Origin of the sequence: Actinomyces sp. zg328, assembly GCF_009829635.1 — a bacterium.
GTDB classification, from domain to species: Bacteria; Actinomycetota; Actinomycetes; order Actinomycetales; family Actinomycetaceae; genus Actinomyces; species Actinomyces marmotae.
Genome location: NZ_VWPE01000012.1, coordinates 1 through 14,719, shown reverse-complemented (window position 1 = coordinate 14,719; position 14,719 = coordinate 1). Strand labels below are relative to the sequence as shown.

Here is a 14,719-nt window from a genome sequence, read left to right as displayed (position 1 = left end):
TGGTGCCATGCCCTCTGACTCGGACCCCCGCACGGACACCACCGTCGTCGCGGCGCCGACGCCGGTGAGCGCCGAGCGCATCCTGGAGGCCGCCCACCGGCTGGGCCTGAGGTACTTCGTCGATGACGAGGGCGACGTCGGCATCCCTTGGCGCTGCGTCGTCGTCCACGTCATCTTCCAGGACACGCGCGCCGTCCAGTTGCGCGGTACCTGGCACCGCATCGCCGACACCGAGCACCTCGCCGCCCTGCGCTCCCTCGTTGAGGACTGGAACGCCACCCGCATCGGCCCCAAGGCCTTCCTGACCGTGGGTGACGGGGGGATCGTCCGCCTCCACGGCGAGATCACCTACCCGCTGGACGCCGGCATGACCGACGCCCAGATCGATGACTTCGTCTTCACGGGATGCCGCCTCATCGTCGCCCTCGTGCGTGAGGCCGAGGATGTCTTCCCAGACCCCCTGCGCGGGAGCCTCGAGCCGTGAGCGAGGCCCCTCGGCGGCGCACGCGCCTTGAGCGCCTGGCCGGCTTCATCGCCCGATCGATGGGCAAGGGCTGGGACCGGCGGGCCGGCGCCGCGCGCTCCGCGGGGGACTCCTCGCCCGGGCCCTCGCCATCCTCCGCGCGATCCGCCCCATCGGCGGGATCAGCCCCGGGTGGACCCTCATCCGACTCGGTTGACCCCGCCGACTCGGCGGACTCAGCGGACCCCTTTGGCCGCCCCAACCGCGCCCGCCCCCTTGGGAGCCCCCGGCGACATGGCTCGGAGAACGTCAGCGCGGGCCCAGGTGGCGCGCCTCGCACCCGCAGCGGGGCCCGGGGCGCGCGGGGCTCCGCGCAGCCCGCCGACGAGCAGGTCACCTCGCGCCTGACCCTGGAGCGCATCGAGTCCATGCTCGCTTCGGAGATGTCCTATCGGATCCGCCGCGAGGAGGATCAGGGCCACGCCACCCTCATGGGCAACTGGGACGGCTTCCCCTTCATCATCGAGATCCCCGCCGAGCACGACGGCTGGCTCCTCATCTCCGGGGACTGGGCCGAGCCCGGCCCCGAGGGACAGCGCGACGAGCTCGCATCCGCCGTCAACGACTGGAACCGCGACCGCTACTTCCCGACCGTCGCCATCGTCGACGGCCCCGAGGGCCCCTTCATCCGCGCCATCTACATCACCGACCTGCGCGCGGGCATCACCGACGACCAGTTGCGCCTCCACCTCGACACCGCCCTGGCCTCCTGCACGCAGGCGCTGCGCGCCATCGCCCCTCTCCTGCCCGAGCTGTGAGGCCCACCGTGGCACTCACGCGCATCGCCGTCGTCGGCCCGACGGCGACCGGCAAGTCAGAACTCGCCCTCGACCTGGCCGACGCCCTCGGCGGCGGACCCGCCAGCAGCGAGATCCTGGGGGCCGACGCCTCCCAGCTCTACCGGGGCATGGACGTGGGCACCGCCAAGCTCCCGCTGGCCGAGCGCCGCGGCTACCCCCACCATCAGATCGACGTCCTCGACGTCGCCCAGGAGGCCTCCGTCGCCGCCTACCAGCGGTACGCCCGCGCCGATCTCGCCGCCATCGAGGCCCGCGGCGGGCGGGCCATCATTGTCGGCGGCTCGGGCCTCTACGTCCGCGCCGTCACCGACGCCCTCGACTTCCCCGGCACCGACCCGACCGTGCGCGCGAGCCTGGAGGAGCGCGCCCGCGCCGAAGGCGCCCGCGCCCTGTGGGAGGAGTTGGCCGGCGCCGACCCCCTGTCCGCCCAGCGCATCGATGAGGGTGATACCCGTCGCATCGTGCGCGCGCTGGAGGTCCTGGCCGTCACCGGCCGCCCCTTCTCGGCCACCCTGCCCCGCTACGAGGACGTCGCCCCGACCGTCCACCTGGCCCTGCGCCCGCCGCGCGAGGCCCTGAGCGCCCGCATCAACGCCCGCGCCGCCGCCATGTTCCGCCCCGTGGTGGGCCCGGGCATCATCGAGGAGACCCGCGGGCTCATTAGCGCCGGGCTTCGCGAGGGACCGACGGCGAGGCGCGCCATCGGCTACGCCCAGGCCCTGGCCGTCATCGACGGGGGGATCAGCGTCGAGGAGGCCGTCGCCGCCACGGCCGCCGACACCCGCCGACTCGCGAGCCGCCAGCTCAAGTGGTTCCGCCGAGACCCGCGCATCCACTGGATCGACATGCGCCTCACCCCTGATGGGGCGGTGCTCGACGGCGAGCGGCAGCGGGTTCTCGACGTCGCGCTGGGGCTGGTCGGGGCCGCGGATTCCGGGCAGCCCCAGCCCGTCGCATAGGGTGGGCGCATGACCACCTCGACGCGCAACGGCCTGGCGGGCCACGAGCTCATCAAGGGGCGCGCGGCGGGCGACGACCTCCTCATGCTCGTCGATCCCGACTGCGATGTCCCTCTCACTGCCGCGGACATCGCCGCTGTGTGCGACCGGCGCGGCGGCATAGGCGCCAGCGGGCTCGTGCGCGTCGTGCGCACGGCGAGCCTGCCCGGGGCCGAGCGCTTCGCCGAGGCCGTGCCCGAGGCGGAGTGGTTCATGGACCACTACAGCGCCGATGGGGCCGTCGCCGGGGCATCCCCCAGCGCCGCGCTCCTGCTCGCCCAGACCCTCATCGCCGAGTCCTTGGCCGTGATCCTTGAGGGCGCATCGGTGACCATTGGGACGCGCGGGGGCGCTCGCACCGCCACCAGGATCGGAGACCTGTGGGCTGTGGACATGGGGCCCGCGCGCCTGCCCTCCCGCCCCGAGCCCCCCGCCGGCCCCGCCGGGGCGGACGAGGACTGGCCCGGTTGGGATACCGCCGTCGCCATCCCGGGGATCGACGGCCCCCGCGCGGGCCTGAGCGTCACCATGACGGGCGCCGCGGCCACCCACATCGTCATCGCCCTGGCCGACGAGGCCGAGCTCGACGCGGCGAGCCCCGAGGGGGCCATCGGCCCCGGCGGGGCCGTGCGCTACGAGCCCGAGCCGTCCGCGCCGGTGGCCCTGGATGCCGTGGTCCCCCTGGGCGAGGAGGCCGACCCCGCCACTGGGGAGCCGATCGGCGTGGCCCGCCTGAGGGCCCTGGGCCGCTCGGAGGGGGACGCCCCCTCCACCGCGATGAGTTGCTGCGCCGTCGCCGCCGCCCTCCACGAGTGGGAGGGCGAGGGCGCCCCCGAGTCCTACCGCCTGCTCGTCCCCGGCGGGGAGGTCGGGGCCCACGTGGGCGCAGCCCCGGGGGGAAGCATCATCCTCACCGGCCTGGCCAGCCTCATCGCACGGGTGGTGGTCCTATGATCGGCCACGACCTGCGCCAGGTCGCCACGACCGGCCTCATGCTCTTCGCCCTGTTCTTCGGGGCGGGCAACCTCATCTTCCCGCCCTCCCTGGGCGCCTCCAGCGGGGACGCGGTGGGCGTCGTCGTCATCGGCTTCATCGCCACCGGGGTCATCCTGCCGCTCCTGGGCGTCATCGCCGTGTCCACCTCCGGGGAGGGGATCCTCGGCCTGGCCCGAAGGGTCGGGCCCCGCTTCGGGCGCGTCCTCCCGCTCGTCGTCTACCTGTCCATCGGCCCGCTCTACGCCATCCCCAGGACCGCGATCGTCTCCTACGAGCTTGCCACGAGGCCGCTCCTGGAGCTCGCCGGGATGCCCACCGGCCCCGTGGCCCTGGCCCTCCACGCCGTCGGGTTCTTCGCCGTCGCGCTCGCCCTGTCCCTGCGGCCCTCGCGCCTGGCCGACCGCATCGGCAAGTTCCTGACGCCCGCGCTCCTCATCCTCATCGCGGTGCTGTGCGCCGCCGCCATCATGGCGGGCCCGGTGATCGATCGACCCGCCACCGGCGCCTACACCACCGCGCCGCTGGCCGCCGGGCTGACCCAGGGCTACCTCACCATGGACGCGCTGGCGGCCACTGTCTTCGGGATCGTCGTCATCACCACCCTGCGCGCCCAGGGGCTGAGCACCGACAGGCAGATCCTGTGGGGCACCAGTGGCGCCGGGGTCATCGCCGCGATCTGCCTGGCGGCCGTCTACGGCAGCCTGGCGCTGCTGGGCATGCACGCCGACGGGGATCCCGCCGACGGCACCTCGCTCCTGCGCGCGGCCGCCGCCGACTCCCTCGGGCCCACGGGCACGGTGGTCTTCGCCCTCGTCGTGGTCCTCGCCTGCCTCTCCACCGCCATCGGGCTCATCTCCTCCTGGGCCGGCTACGCCAACACCGCCTGGCCCCGGATCGATTTCCGCGCCCAGGCCATCGGCTGCTCCGCCGTCGCCCTGGCGCTGACCAACCTGGGCTTGAGCGCCATGATCGTCATCATCTCGCCGGTCACGCTCCTGCTCTACCCCATCGTCATCACCCTCATCGTCGTCACGCTCATCGACAGCGCCGCCCCGGGCCATCTGCACTGGACGTATCGGGTGCCCGTGAGCCTGGCCGCCGTCCTCGGCGCCGTCTCCGCCGCCGCGGAGACCGGCTGGTCGGCGCCCTCCGACCTCCTCGCGCGCACCGGAGCCTGGGACAACTCGATCGGGTGGGTCCTGCCGGTGGTCATCGTCATCGCGCTCTCGATCGGCGTGGATGTCGCCACCGGCCGGTGGAGCCGCCCCGCCAGCGACACCAGCGACGTGCCCGACGAGGTCCGGAGGGCCATCGCCTCGCAGTACTGAGCCCCGGGTCCTAGGGTGGGCTGGTGACACCCAGCGCCAGCGACTCCCCCCACCCCGCCGCTCCCGCGGCCAGTGGGTCGGGGCCGATGGACCGCCAGCAGAAGGAGATCCTCTCCGTCCTGCTCATCGCTGCCTTCATGTCCCTCCTGGCCGTCTCCTCGGTCAACGTGGTCCTGCACGCCATTGAGACGAGCCTGCGCGCCTCTACCTCCGCGCTCCAGTGGGTGGTCTCTGGATACGCCCTCGTCTTCGGGATCCTGCTCGTGGCCGCGGGGCGCGCCGGGGACGTGCTGGGCCGGGGCTGCCTGCTCGTGGCTGGCCTGGCGGTCTTCGGCACCGGCGCCCTCCTCTGCGGCCTGGCGCCCTCCCTCCTCGCCCTCAACCTGGCGCGCCTGCTCATGGGCGTGGGCTCGGGCTTGCTGAGTCCCCAGGTCACCGGGATGATCCAGCAGTACTTCGTGGGTGAGCGGCGCGGGCGCGCCTTCGGGATGTTCGGTGGGATGGTGGGCGTGTCCGTCGCCGTGGGGCCGGCCATGTCCGGCGCGCTCATCGGGGCGCTCGGCCCCGAGGCCGGGTGGCGCGCCTCCTTCCTCGTCAACGTGCCCGTCGCGCTCATCGGCGTGGTCGTCGCGCTGAGGGTCCTGCCCGCCTCCGCCTGGGCCCCCTCCACCACCACCGCCGCTCCCGGCCCCCGGCGCTCCGGCGCCTCCGTGAGCACCAGAAGGCCCCGCGCCGACTTCGACCCCGTGGGGATGATGCTCCTGGGCCTGGCGACCCTCCTCGTCATGCTCCCCTTCGTTGAGCGCTCCGACTCACCGGTGGGCGCCTGGATCTGGGGGAGCCTCGGCATCGGGCTGGCCCTGGGAGCCGGCTGGCTCGTCTGGGAGCGCCGCTACGCGATGCGCGGGCGTCAGCCCATGGTCCACCTGGGGCTCTTCCGCACGCGCTCCTTCGCCGTCGGCACCTTGCTCATCGGCGCCTACTTCACCTCAGTGGCGGGGATCTGGCTCATCATCGCCCAGTACGTCCAGCAGGGCCTGGGCTCCTCCGCCCTCGCGGCGGGCCTGGTGGGGCTGCCCTCCGCCCTGGCCGGGGCCATCTGCGCTCCGATCGCCGGGCGGCACGCGCTGCGCGTGGGGCGCCCCATGGTGCTCATCGGACTGACGCTCGTCATCGCTAGCCTCCTGGCCACGATGCTCGTCGTCCGCCTCCACGCCACCCTCGGCCTGCCGTTCTGGTGGGCGGGCCTCACCCTCATCCTTCACGGCGCCGGGCAGGCGATGGTGGTCTCGCCCAACCAGACGCTCTCCCTCGCCGAGGTGCCCCTCCACTACGCCGGGGCGGCCGGTGGCATTCTCCAGACCAGCCAGCGCATCGGCACCTCGGTGGGGATCGCCGCGCTGACCGGCATCGCGTTGACGACGGCGGGCCGCCAGGGCTGGGACCAGGGCTTCCTCATAGGCCTGGGCGCGAGCGCCGCGATCTGCCTGATGGCGCTCGCCCTGGCGGTCCTCGACCTGCGCGCTGGGGCCGGGCGGCGCGGGGCCGGGCGGCGCAGGGGCGGCGCGGATGGCGGAACTCTCAGCGGCTGACGCGCAGGACCCGGAATCCCTTGGCCGAGGCCTCGCGCGCCACCGCCCAGCCCTGGGACGCGAGCCAGGCGGCCAGCGAGTCCGCCCCCAGGTTCTTGCCGACGACGAGCCAGGCCTCGCCGTCGTCGGCCAGGAGCGGCAGCCAGTCCGTCAGCAGCGCGTGCAGCGCCTCCTTGCCGATCCGCACCGGAGGGTTGGACCAGATGAGGTCCAGGCGCCGCCCGGAGGCGCGCAACTCGGTGAGGAGCGCGCCGGCCGGGGCGGCGCGCACGCCCCCCAGCCCGGCGGCCTCCGCGTTGCGCGCCGTGAGGTCCACGGCGCGCTCGTTGGTGTCGGCGGCCAGGACCTCCGCGGCCGGGGAGGCCGAGCCCAGGGCCAGGGCGATCGGGCCCCAGCCGCAGCCCAGGTCCAGGAAGCGGCCGGTCTCGGGCGGATCGGGCACGTGGTCCAGCAGCACCCGCGTGCCCTTGTCCAGGCGGTCCGCGCTGAAGACGCCGGAGGCCGTGGTCACCTCCACCTCGCGGCCCCGGATCGTGAACCGGTGGCGGCGCTCAGCGGCCCGGGCGGCCGGGGAGGCGGTGAAGTAATGCTGGTCGCTCACGCCACCCAGGCTACCCGCTGCCGAGGAGGCCGGGCGGGCCCGGGGCCGGTCCCGCTCAATCCATGCGCCGCGCGAGCAGGGGAGTGGCGGCCAGCCCCACCACGAGCACGATGAGCACGGGGACGAGCAGGCGCGCCTCGACTCCGGCCGTTGTCGGGGCCACGGCGGCGGTGACGAGCGTGGCCAGGGCGGCGGCCCCCGCCGAGCCCGCCACGGCGGCGGAGGTGGCGGCGCGCGCCTGGCTGATGCCGTCATCGATCTCGGGTGCGGTGATGACCCGCAGCCACGCGTCCTGGTTCGTCAGCCCCATCCCGGCCCCGAGGACCCCGAAACCCGCGTGCAGGCACCACCAGGGGGCGGCGCCGGCCAGGGCCACGATCATGAGCGCGCCCCCGGAGGCGAAGGCGATCCCCGCCAGGGCTGCGCGCCGCCGCAGGAGCCGGGGATCGCGGGCGGGGCGCGCCCCGCAGCGCATCGCGATCACCGACCAGCACACGCCCGCCGTCGTCAGCGCCCAGCCGATCGCGCCCGGGCCCAGCCCCAGCACGTCATGGGCGGCCGGCGCCACCACCAGGTCGATCGTGAAGTAGAGGGAGCACAGCCACGCCAGGGTCCCGACGGCGGCCCTGCGCCCGCGCTCCAGCCGCAGGGAGCCCGCGGGGAAGACACGCGCGCAAGCCCCCACCACGAGGACCATCCCGAGGCTCGCCATCGGCCAGAACCAGGGGCTCGCCGCCCGGGCCGCGCCGATGACGCCGACCCCGCCCGCCATCGCCAGTGCGGGGATCCACGGCGCGCCGTCGTCCCCGCGCAAGCGCAGGTCCGCCGCCTCGTGCGCCATCGCCGCCCGCGCCGCCACGAGGACGGGCAGGTAGCCCACGAGCGCCCAGCGCCACCCGGCGGCGGCGCTCAGGGCCGCGGCGTAGGCGGGCCCGATGAGGGAGGAGACCACCCACATCGCCGATCCCGCCGCCGCGTACAGGCGCCGCCAGGCATCGGGCAACCCAGCCACGAGCACCCCCATCGACACGGTGGCGAGGGCCCCCGCCGCCAGGCCGCGCAGCACCTCGCCCAGGATGTACACCCAGATGGTGGGCGCGAGCGCGCCGATGACCGCGCCCGCCGTGAGCAGCGCGGTCAGAGCCGTCATGAGGGCGCCGGCGCGCCAGCGCTCCAGCATCGCGCCGCCCAGGGGCATCGTGAGGAATGCGGGCACCTGGGCGGCGGCCGTGACCAGGCCGTAGGAGTCGCGGGCGTCGAGGTCGGTGGCCAGCAGCGGCAGGACCGTCTGGTTGATGTAGGTCTGCATCCCCGCCAGGAGCTCGACGACGAGCATCGCCGTCGCCAGATGGCCCAGCCTCGTGGTCAGCAGGGTGCGCGGTGATGGTGGCGGCGCGGGGGCCCGCGTCGTCGGCGATGGGCTCACGCGCCGAGACTAGCGCCGACGAGCGCCGAACCCCCGGGGGAGCGGGCGCGACTGCGCTACAATGCGCCCATGTGGATCACCCGGATGTCGTGACCGGCGGCCAGCAGGCCCCGCCCATGCGGCCGCCCGGACCGACGCGCCGGATCGGTCGGCCCGTCGAGCCCCGCTCCGGGCCCGCCTCACGCGATTCCGAAGGACTCCAGTGACCCACCCCACCCCCCAGACCGCCGGCCGGCCCGACGACGCAGAGGCCGCTGAGGCCCGCGCCGAGGAGATCGTCGCCCGCATCCTCTCCCGCCGGGGGACCGCCCTGGCCTCCACCGCCTCCCAGCACGAGAGCCGCGAGAGCGACGATGGCTCCCTGGAGCGGGAGGCCCGTGCCGCCACGCGGCGCGTCGCCTCCCTGTCCACCGAGTTGGAGGACGTCAGCGAGGTCGAGTACCGCCAGATCCGCCTGGAGAAGGTCGTGCTCGTGGGCCTCGACCTGCCGCGCGCCGCCGGAGGCCCTGCCGGGGCGCAGGACGCCGAGACCTCGCTGGCCGAGCTCGCCGCCCTGGCCGAGACCGCCGGCTCGGAGGTCCTCGACGCCGTCATCCAGCGCCGTGACCACCCCGATCCCGCCACCTACCTGGGCAGCGGGAAGGCCAAGGAGCTCGCCGAGATCGTCTCGGCCGCGGGGGCTGACACGGTGATCGTCGACGGCGAGCTCGCCCCCTCCCAGCGCCGCGCCCTGGAGGACGTCGTGCGGGTCAAGGTCGTCGACCGCACCGCCCTCATCCTCGACATCTTCGCCCAGCACGCCAAGTCCCGCGAGGGTAAGGCCCAGGTGGAGCTCGCCCAGCTGGAGTACCTGCTGCCGCGCCTGCGCGGATGGGGCGAGTCCATGTCCCGCCAGGCCGGCGGGCGCGTCGCCGGGGGACAGGGCATCGGCTCGCGCGGCCCCGGCGAGACGAAGATCGAGCTCGATCGGCGCCGCATCCGCGAGCGTATGGCCAAGCTCCGCCGCGAGATCAGGGCCATGGCGCCCTCGCGCGAGGTCAAGCGCGGCTCACGCCGCCGCGGCCCCATCCCGAGTGTCGCCATCGCCGGGTACACCAACGCCGGCAAGTCCTCCCTCATGAACCGCCTCACCGGCGCGGGGATCATGGTGCAGGACGCCCTTTTCGCCACTCTCGACCCCACGGTTCGCCGAGCCCAGGCCTCCGACGGGCGCGTTTACACGCTCACCGACACGGTCGGCTTCGTGCGCAACCTGCCTCACGAGCTGATCGAGGCCTTCCGCTCCACCCTTGAGGAGGTCGCGGAGGCGGACCTCGTCCTGCACGTCGTCGATGCCGCCCACCCCGACCCCCTGTCCCAGATCGCCGCCGTGCGCACCGTCCTGGCGGAGATCCCCGGCGCCCTGGAGGTCCCCGAGCTTATCGTCCTGAACAAGGCCGATCTCGCCGATCCGATGACGCTCGTGGCCCTGCGCTCCCAGTTGCCCGGGGCCCTGACCGTCTCAGCGCGCACCGGCGAGGGCGTCGGGGAGCTGCGCGAGCGCCTGGAGGAGATGCTGCCCCGCCCGGATGTGCCCGTTGACGTCGTCGTGCCCTACTCGCGGGGCGATCTCGTCTCGCGCGTCCACGCCGACGGCGAGATCGAGTCCATCGAGTACGTCGAGGCCGGCACGCGCCTGGTCGCCAAGGTCAGCGCCCCTCTCGCCGCCGAGCTCACCGGCGCGGCCCTGTGAGCGATCGGGCGGCGGGCCCGCCCGACGGCGCCGAGGGCCCGTGCGCCGCCGCGCTGACAGCGCTGACGGCCCTGGCCCACGCCGTGGACGCCATGGGCGGCAGTCCCCGGGCCGGGCAGGAGGAGATGGCCAGCCGGGTCCACCAGGCCCTGGCCGACGGCACCCACCTCATGGTGCAGGCCGGCACCGGCACCGGGAAGTCACTGGGATACCTCGTGCCCGTGCTCGCCCGCGCCGTCGAGGCGGGGGAGCGGGCCGTGGTCTCCACCGCCACGCTCGCTCTTCAACGGCAGATCCTCACCAAGGATGCGCCCCTGGCCGCCGACGCCGTCCAGGAGGCCACCGGCCGCGCCCCGTCGATCGCCCTTCTCAAGGGCTGGCAGAACTACCTGTGCCGCCACCGCGTGGCCGGGGGCTACCCCGAGGACGACGACGCCGACTCGCTCTTCTCCGCCGCCAGCGCCCTGGCCCCCGCCCGCCTGGGGCAGGCGGGGGCCACCAGCCTGGCCGAGCAGGTGCTGCGCCTGCGCGAGTGGGCCTCCACCACGGGCACCGGCGACCGCGACGACCTCGTCCCGGGGGTGACGGACCGCGCCTGGGCGCAGGTCTCGGTCTCCCGGGCCGAGTGCCTGGGCGCCTCCTGTCCCTTCCACGACGACTGCTTCCCCGAGCTCGCCCGCGCCGCCGCCGGCGAGGCGGATCTGGTCATCACCAACCACGCGATGCTCGGCATCGCCGCCGCCGGCAATCCGAATGTCCTGCCCGAGCACGACATCATCGTCGTCGACGAGGCCCACGAGCTCGCCGACCGGGTCCGCTCGCAGGGGACCGTGAGCCTGTCCGCCGCGGCCGTCATGCGCGCGGCCGCCACCGCCCGCAAGCACGCCGGCGTCATCGCCGCCGACCTGGAGGCCGCCGGTCAGGCCCTCCAGCTTGCTCTGGCCGACCTGCCCGATGGGCGCCTCGAGGCGGGCCTGCCCCAGGCCCTCCACGACTCCCTCATCATTCTCGACGAGGCCACCCGGCGAATGGCCGGCGACATCCGCGAGGCCGCCAAGGCCCGCTCAGGAGACGCCGGCGCGATCGCCCTGGCTCGCACCGCCGTCGCCGACCTCCTCGACGCCGTCGAGCGCATGACCTCGGGAAGCGTGGAGGCCCGCCGGGACGTGGCCTGGATTGAGAGGCCCCGCATGGGCGCCGACCCGCCGCGCCTCCTGCTCGCCCCCATCGACGTGGCGGGCAGGGTCGCCGACACCCTCCTTGAGGGGCGGGCCGCCGTGCTGACCTCGGCGACCCTCGCGCTGGGCGGGAGCTTCGGCCCCATGGCGCGGGCGCTGGGCCTCGCGCTGGGAGGCACCGCGTGGGACGGGATCGACGTCGGCACGCCCTTCGACTACGCCCGCCAGGGCATCCTCTACACCCCCACGCACCTGCCCCGCCCCCAGAAGGGCATCTCCGAGGCCGCGCTCGACGAGGTCCTCGCCCTGACCGAGGCCTCCGGTGGCGGGATGCTGGGCCTGTTCTCCTCCAGGCGGGCCGCCGAGGAGGCCGCCTCCCTGCTGCGCGGCGCCACCGGCCTGACCGTCTACGCCCAGGGGGAGGACCAGCTGCCCACGCTCGTGCGCGCCTTCGCCGAGGACGAGGACTCCTGCCTGGTGGGCACCCTGAGCCTGTGGCAGGGAGTGGACGTGCCGGGGAGGGCCTGCCGGCTGGTCATCATCGACCGCATCCCCTTCCCCCGCCCGGACGATCCCGTGGCCAACGCCCGCGCCGAGGCGGTCAGCGCGGCGGGGGGCAACGGCTTCATGTCCGTGTCCGCCACGCACGCCGCGCTCCTGCTCGCCCAGGGCGCGGGGCGGCTCGTGCGCCGCTCGGACGACCGCGGCGTCGTCGCCGTTCTCGACCCCCGGCTGCGCCGCGCCCGCTACGGTGCCTTCCTGGCCCGCTCCATGCCGGCCCTGTGGCCCACGACCGAGCGAGAGGTCGTCCTCGGGGCGCTCAAGCGGCTCGCGGCGGCCGGGCGCTAGATGAGCGCTGAGACGGGCGGGGGCGCCCCGCTGATGGCGGCTCCGCTGATGGCGCCTCCGCTGATGGCGGCCGAGGGAGGCGACGCCGAGTCATACGGCTCCGGGGCTTAGGGCCGCTGTGGCCCGCCCCTCTTGCGACTAGGCTGGGCCCTGGGCCGAACGGCCCATCCCCGAAGATCTGGAGGTTTTCCGTGTCCGACGCCGCGATCACCAACACCGCTGAAGGCTCCTACCCGACGGGCAAGTCCGGCCGCCCCTCGAAGGTCGCCATCATCGGCGCCGGAGCCGTGGGCTCCACCCTCGCCTATGCCTGCGTGACCAAGGGCGTGGCACGCGAGATCGTCTTGCAGGACATCGCCAAGGAGAAGGTCGAGGCCGAGGCCCTCGACATCGCCCAGGGCATCCAGTTCACCTCCGCGGGCGCCGTCTCCGGCTCCGACGACCCGGAGATCTGCCGCGGCGCCGACGTCATCGCCATCACCGCCGGGGCCAAGCAGAAGCCCGGCCAGTCCCGCCTCGATCTCGCCGGCGCCACCGTGGGCATCATGGAGAAGATCCTGCCCAAGCTCGTCGAGGTCGCCCCGCACGCCATCTTCCTCCTCGTGGCCAACCCGGTGGACGTCGTCACCTACTGCGCCCGGAAGATCACGGGCCTTCCCGACAACCAGGTCTTCGGATCCGGCACCGTCCTGGACACCGCCCGCATGCGCTACCTCGTCTCCCTGGAGACCGGCACCGCCACCCAGAACATCCACGGCTACATCGCCGGTGAGCACGGCGACTCCGAGGTCGCCCTGTGGTCGAGCTGCGAGATCGGCGGCGTGCCGGTCACCCAGTGGGGCAGGACCCTCGACGGCGGCATCTTCGACCAGGCCAAGCGCGACCGCATCGCCTATGACGTCGTCCGCTCCGCCTACCGCATCATCGAGGGCAAGGGCGTGACCAACTACGCGGTCGGCCTGGCCGTGCAGAAGATCATCAGCGCCGTCCTCAACGATGAGCAGCGCGTGCTCACCATCTCCCCGCTGCTGGAGAACTGGCACGGCATCTCGGACGTGTGCATGGCGGTCCCGACGATCGTCGGCCGCGAGGGCGCCGGGCGCCGCCTCGAGCTGCCCCTGACCCTCGACGAGCGCGACCGCCTCACCGCGTCCGCCCAGCGCCTGCGCGAGGTCGCCCGCGGCCTGGGCTACTGAGGCCCCGCGCCCGCAACGCGACGACGGCGCCCCCATCCGGTCATGGATGGGGGCGCCGTCGTCGCGTTGCGGGCGCTCGCTACAGCGCGCGCAGGACGGTGACGACCCGTCCCATGATGGTGGCGTCGTCGCCCGGGATCGGCGCGTAGTCGGGGTTGCGCGGCAGGAGCCACTGGTGCCCGTCCTTGCGGGACAGGACCTTGACCGTGGCCGAGGCGCCGTCGACGTCGTCGAGCATGGCGGCGACGATCTCCCCGTTGGCGGCGTCGGACTGGGCGCGGACCACCACCCAGTCGCCGTCGCAGATCGCGGCGTCGATCATCGAGTCCCCGTGAACCTGGAGCATGAAGAGTTGCCCGGAGCCGGTCAGGCGCCGGGGCAGGGCCATGACGTCCTCGACCTCCTGCTCGGCCAGGATGGGCGAGCCTGCCGCGATCCGCCCCACGAGGGGCACCGCTACGGCCTCCCCCTCGGCCACTCCCGGCAGCATGGGCAGGGCGGCGGCAGTGGCGGGGGAGGGGCTGGTCGGGTCGGGGGCCACCTGGAGCGTGGGCCCCCCAGGGGTGGCGGTGGACGCGAGGGCCCCGGGCTCCTCGGGGACGATGACCTCCAGGGCGCGGGGCCGCTTGGGATCGCGGCGCACCAGGCCGAGGCGCTCGAGTTTGTCGAGCTGGTGCTTGACCGACGACGGGCTGGTGAGCCCCACCCTCTGCCCGATCTCGCGCATCGAGGGCGGGTAGCCGTGATCGACGACGGCGTCGCGCACGGCCTCGTACACCGCGCGAGCGCGCTCATCGAGGCTCGCAAGAACGCGATCGCCGCTGGCCGCGCTGCGAGAGCCCTCAGCGGCCTCGGCGCTGGGGGCGCCGTCCTGGTGGGGGCGCTCCCGCGCGCAGGCTCCCTCCGCCCGCCGGGCGGCCGGCCCCCCGGCTCGTGCCTTCGTGGGGCGGCCGCTGCCGCGGGATGTGCTCATCGCGATCTCCTCGGTAGTGCGGGCGGGCTGCCGGATCGGGCCGGCGCCGGGGCGCCGGGGCGACCACGGGCCCGGTGCGAGCGGTTAAGGGCGCCGGATTCGTGTCAGTGCCCGGTGATGTCCTGTTCATCGTCAACCATACGGCCAGCCCGCCAGTCATTCAAACACATGTTCGAAAAATGCTGGACGTGTCGCGTCGGACTCGCTATTCTTCGAACAGTTGTTCGTCGAACATGTGTTCTAGGAGGTTCCCCGTGAGCGCACTCGCACTCCCGCCGCAGCCGTCCCGCCGCCTGCGGATGGTCACGCCCCTGTCCGCGAGCTCGGCGGCCTCAGCCCCTCGCGCGGAGACTGCCGAGCAGGATGCGCTGCCCGCGCGCACTGCCGGCGTTTCCCGCCGCCCGCGCCTGCGGCTCGTCTCGGGGGTGGATGCCCCGGAGTTTCCCGCCATCGCGGCTCCCGCCGACCTGCGCCGGCGCCCGAGCGCGCCGCGCTCCGCCCGCCCGCGCCCCGCCCGCCCGCGCCCC

Annotated in this window: 13 protein-coding genes; 10 read left to right on the top strand and 3 right to left on the bottom strand. The window is 74.3% G+C overall.

What is annotated here, in order from left to right; translation table 11 throughout:
- Positions 1 to 7: 7 nt before the first annotated feature.
- Genes GVV75_RS06455 through GVV75_RS06430 form a run of 6 tightly spaced genes read left to right on the top strand, consistent with a single transcriptional unit; the run spans position 8 to position 6,237 of the window.
- Positions 8 to 484: a YbjN domain-containing protein gene (locus GVV75_RS06455; protein WP_159717860.1), complete on the top strand. Its 477-nt coding sequence runs from the start codon at positions 8 to 10 to the stop codon at positions 482 to 484.
- Entirely contained in the window at positions 481 to 1,281 is an 801-nt protein-coding gene (locus GVV75_RS06450; RefSeq protein ID WP_235925228.1) for a YbjN domain-containing protein, read from the top strand. The genes GVV75_RS06455 and GVV75_RS06450 overlap by 4 nt, the downstream gene beginning before the upstream one ends.
- 8 nt (positions 1,282 to 1,289) lie before the next feature.
- Positions 1,290 to 2,282 carry a tRNA (adenosine(37)-N6)-dimethylallyltransferase MiaA gene (miaA, locus tag GVV75_RS06445; RefSeq protein WP_236266083.1) on the top strand — a complete coding sequence of 331 codons (993 nt, stop codon included), beginning with the start codon at positions 1,290 to 1,292 and terminating at the stop codon, positions 2,280 to 2,282.
- A gap of 9 nt (positions 2,283 to 2,291) precedes the next feature.
- Positions 2,292 to 3,275 carry a diaminopimelate epimerase gene (locus GVV75_RS06440; protein ID WP_159813990.1) on the top strand — a complete coding sequence of 328 codons (984 nt, stop codon included), beginning with the start codon at positions 2,292 to 2,294 and terminating at the stop codon, positions 3,273 to 3,275.
- On the top strand, positions 3,272 to 4,645 hold the full coding sequence (brnQ, locus tag GVV75_RS06435; protein ID WP_159523936.1) for a branched-chain amino acid transport system II carrier protein: 1,374 nt from the start codon (positions 3,272 to 3,274) through the stop codon (positions 4,643 to 4,645). Before GVV75_RS06440 ends, brnQ begins: the two co-directional genes overlap by 4 nt.
- Positions 4,646 to 4,668: 23 nt before the next feature.
- Positions 4,669 to 6,237, top strand: coding sequence for an MFS transporter (locus GVV75_RS06430; RefSeq protein WP_236266082.1), 1,569 nt, complete (start codon positions 4,669 to 4,671; stop codon positions 6,235 to 6,237).
- Here GVV75_RS06430 and GVV75_RS06425 read toward each other — a convergent pair.
- On the bottom strand, positions 6,227 to 6,847 hold the full coding sequence (locus tag GVV75_RS06425; RefSeq protein ID WP_159814026.1) for a class I SAM-dependent methyltransferase: 621 nt from the start codon (positions 6,845 to 6,847) through the stop codon (positions 6,227 to 6,229). The genes GVV75_RS06430 and GVV75_RS06425 overlap by 11 nt on opposite strands.
- A 46-nt stretch (positions 6,848 to 6,893) precedes the next feature.
- Positions 6,894 to 8,264, bottom strand: a complete 1,371-nt coding sequence (locus tag GVV75_RS06420) for an MFS transporter (RefSeq protein ID WP_328703538.1) — start codon at positions 8,262 to 8,264, stop codon at positions 6,894 to 6,896.
- A gap of 202 nt (positions 8,265 to 8,466) precedes the next feature.
- Between GVV75_RS06420 and hflX the strand changes: the two genes are divergently transcribed.
- From hflX to GVV75_RS06405, 3 genes are all read left to right on the top strand, one after another.
- Positions 8,467 to 9,996 (top strand): GTPase HflX, encoded by a 1,530-nt coding sequence (hflX, locus tag GVV75_RS06415; RefSeq protein WP_159625799.1) that lies wholly within the window; start codon positions 8,467 to 8,469, stop codon positions 9,994 to 9,996.
- Between the two features lie 92 nt (positions 9,997 to 10,088).
- On the top strand, positions 10,089 to 12,023 hold the full coding sequence (locus GVV75_RS06410; protein ID WP_175994122.1) for an ATP-dependent DNA helicase: 1,935 nt from the start codon (positions 10,089 to 10,091) through the stop codon (positions 12,021 to 12,023).
- A gap of 191 nt (positions 12,024 to 12,214) precedes the next feature.
- On the top strand, positions 12,215 to 13,219 hold the full coding sequence (locus GVV75_RS06405) for an L-lactate dehydrogenase (protein ID WP_159523938.1): 1,005 nt from the start codon (positions 12,215 to 12,217) through the stop codon (positions 13,217 to 13,219).
- Between the two features lie 79 nt (positions 13,220 to 13,298).
- Here the strand turns inward: GVV75_RS06405 and lexA are convergent, their stop codons facing one another.
- Positions 13,299 to 14,192 (bottom strand): transcriptional repressor LexA, encoded by an 894-nt coding sequence (gene lexA / locus GVV75_RS06400; protein WP_159813988.1) that lies wholly within the window; start codon positions 14,190 to 14,192, stop codon positions 13,299 to 13,301.
- Positions 14,193 to 14,446: 254 nt separating this feature from the next.
- Here lexA and GVV75_RS06395 point away from each other — a divergent pair.
- On the top strand, positions 14,447 to 14,719 hold a 273-nt coding region (locus GVV75_RS06395), incomplete at its 3' end, for a hypothetical protein (protein ID WP_201288724.1).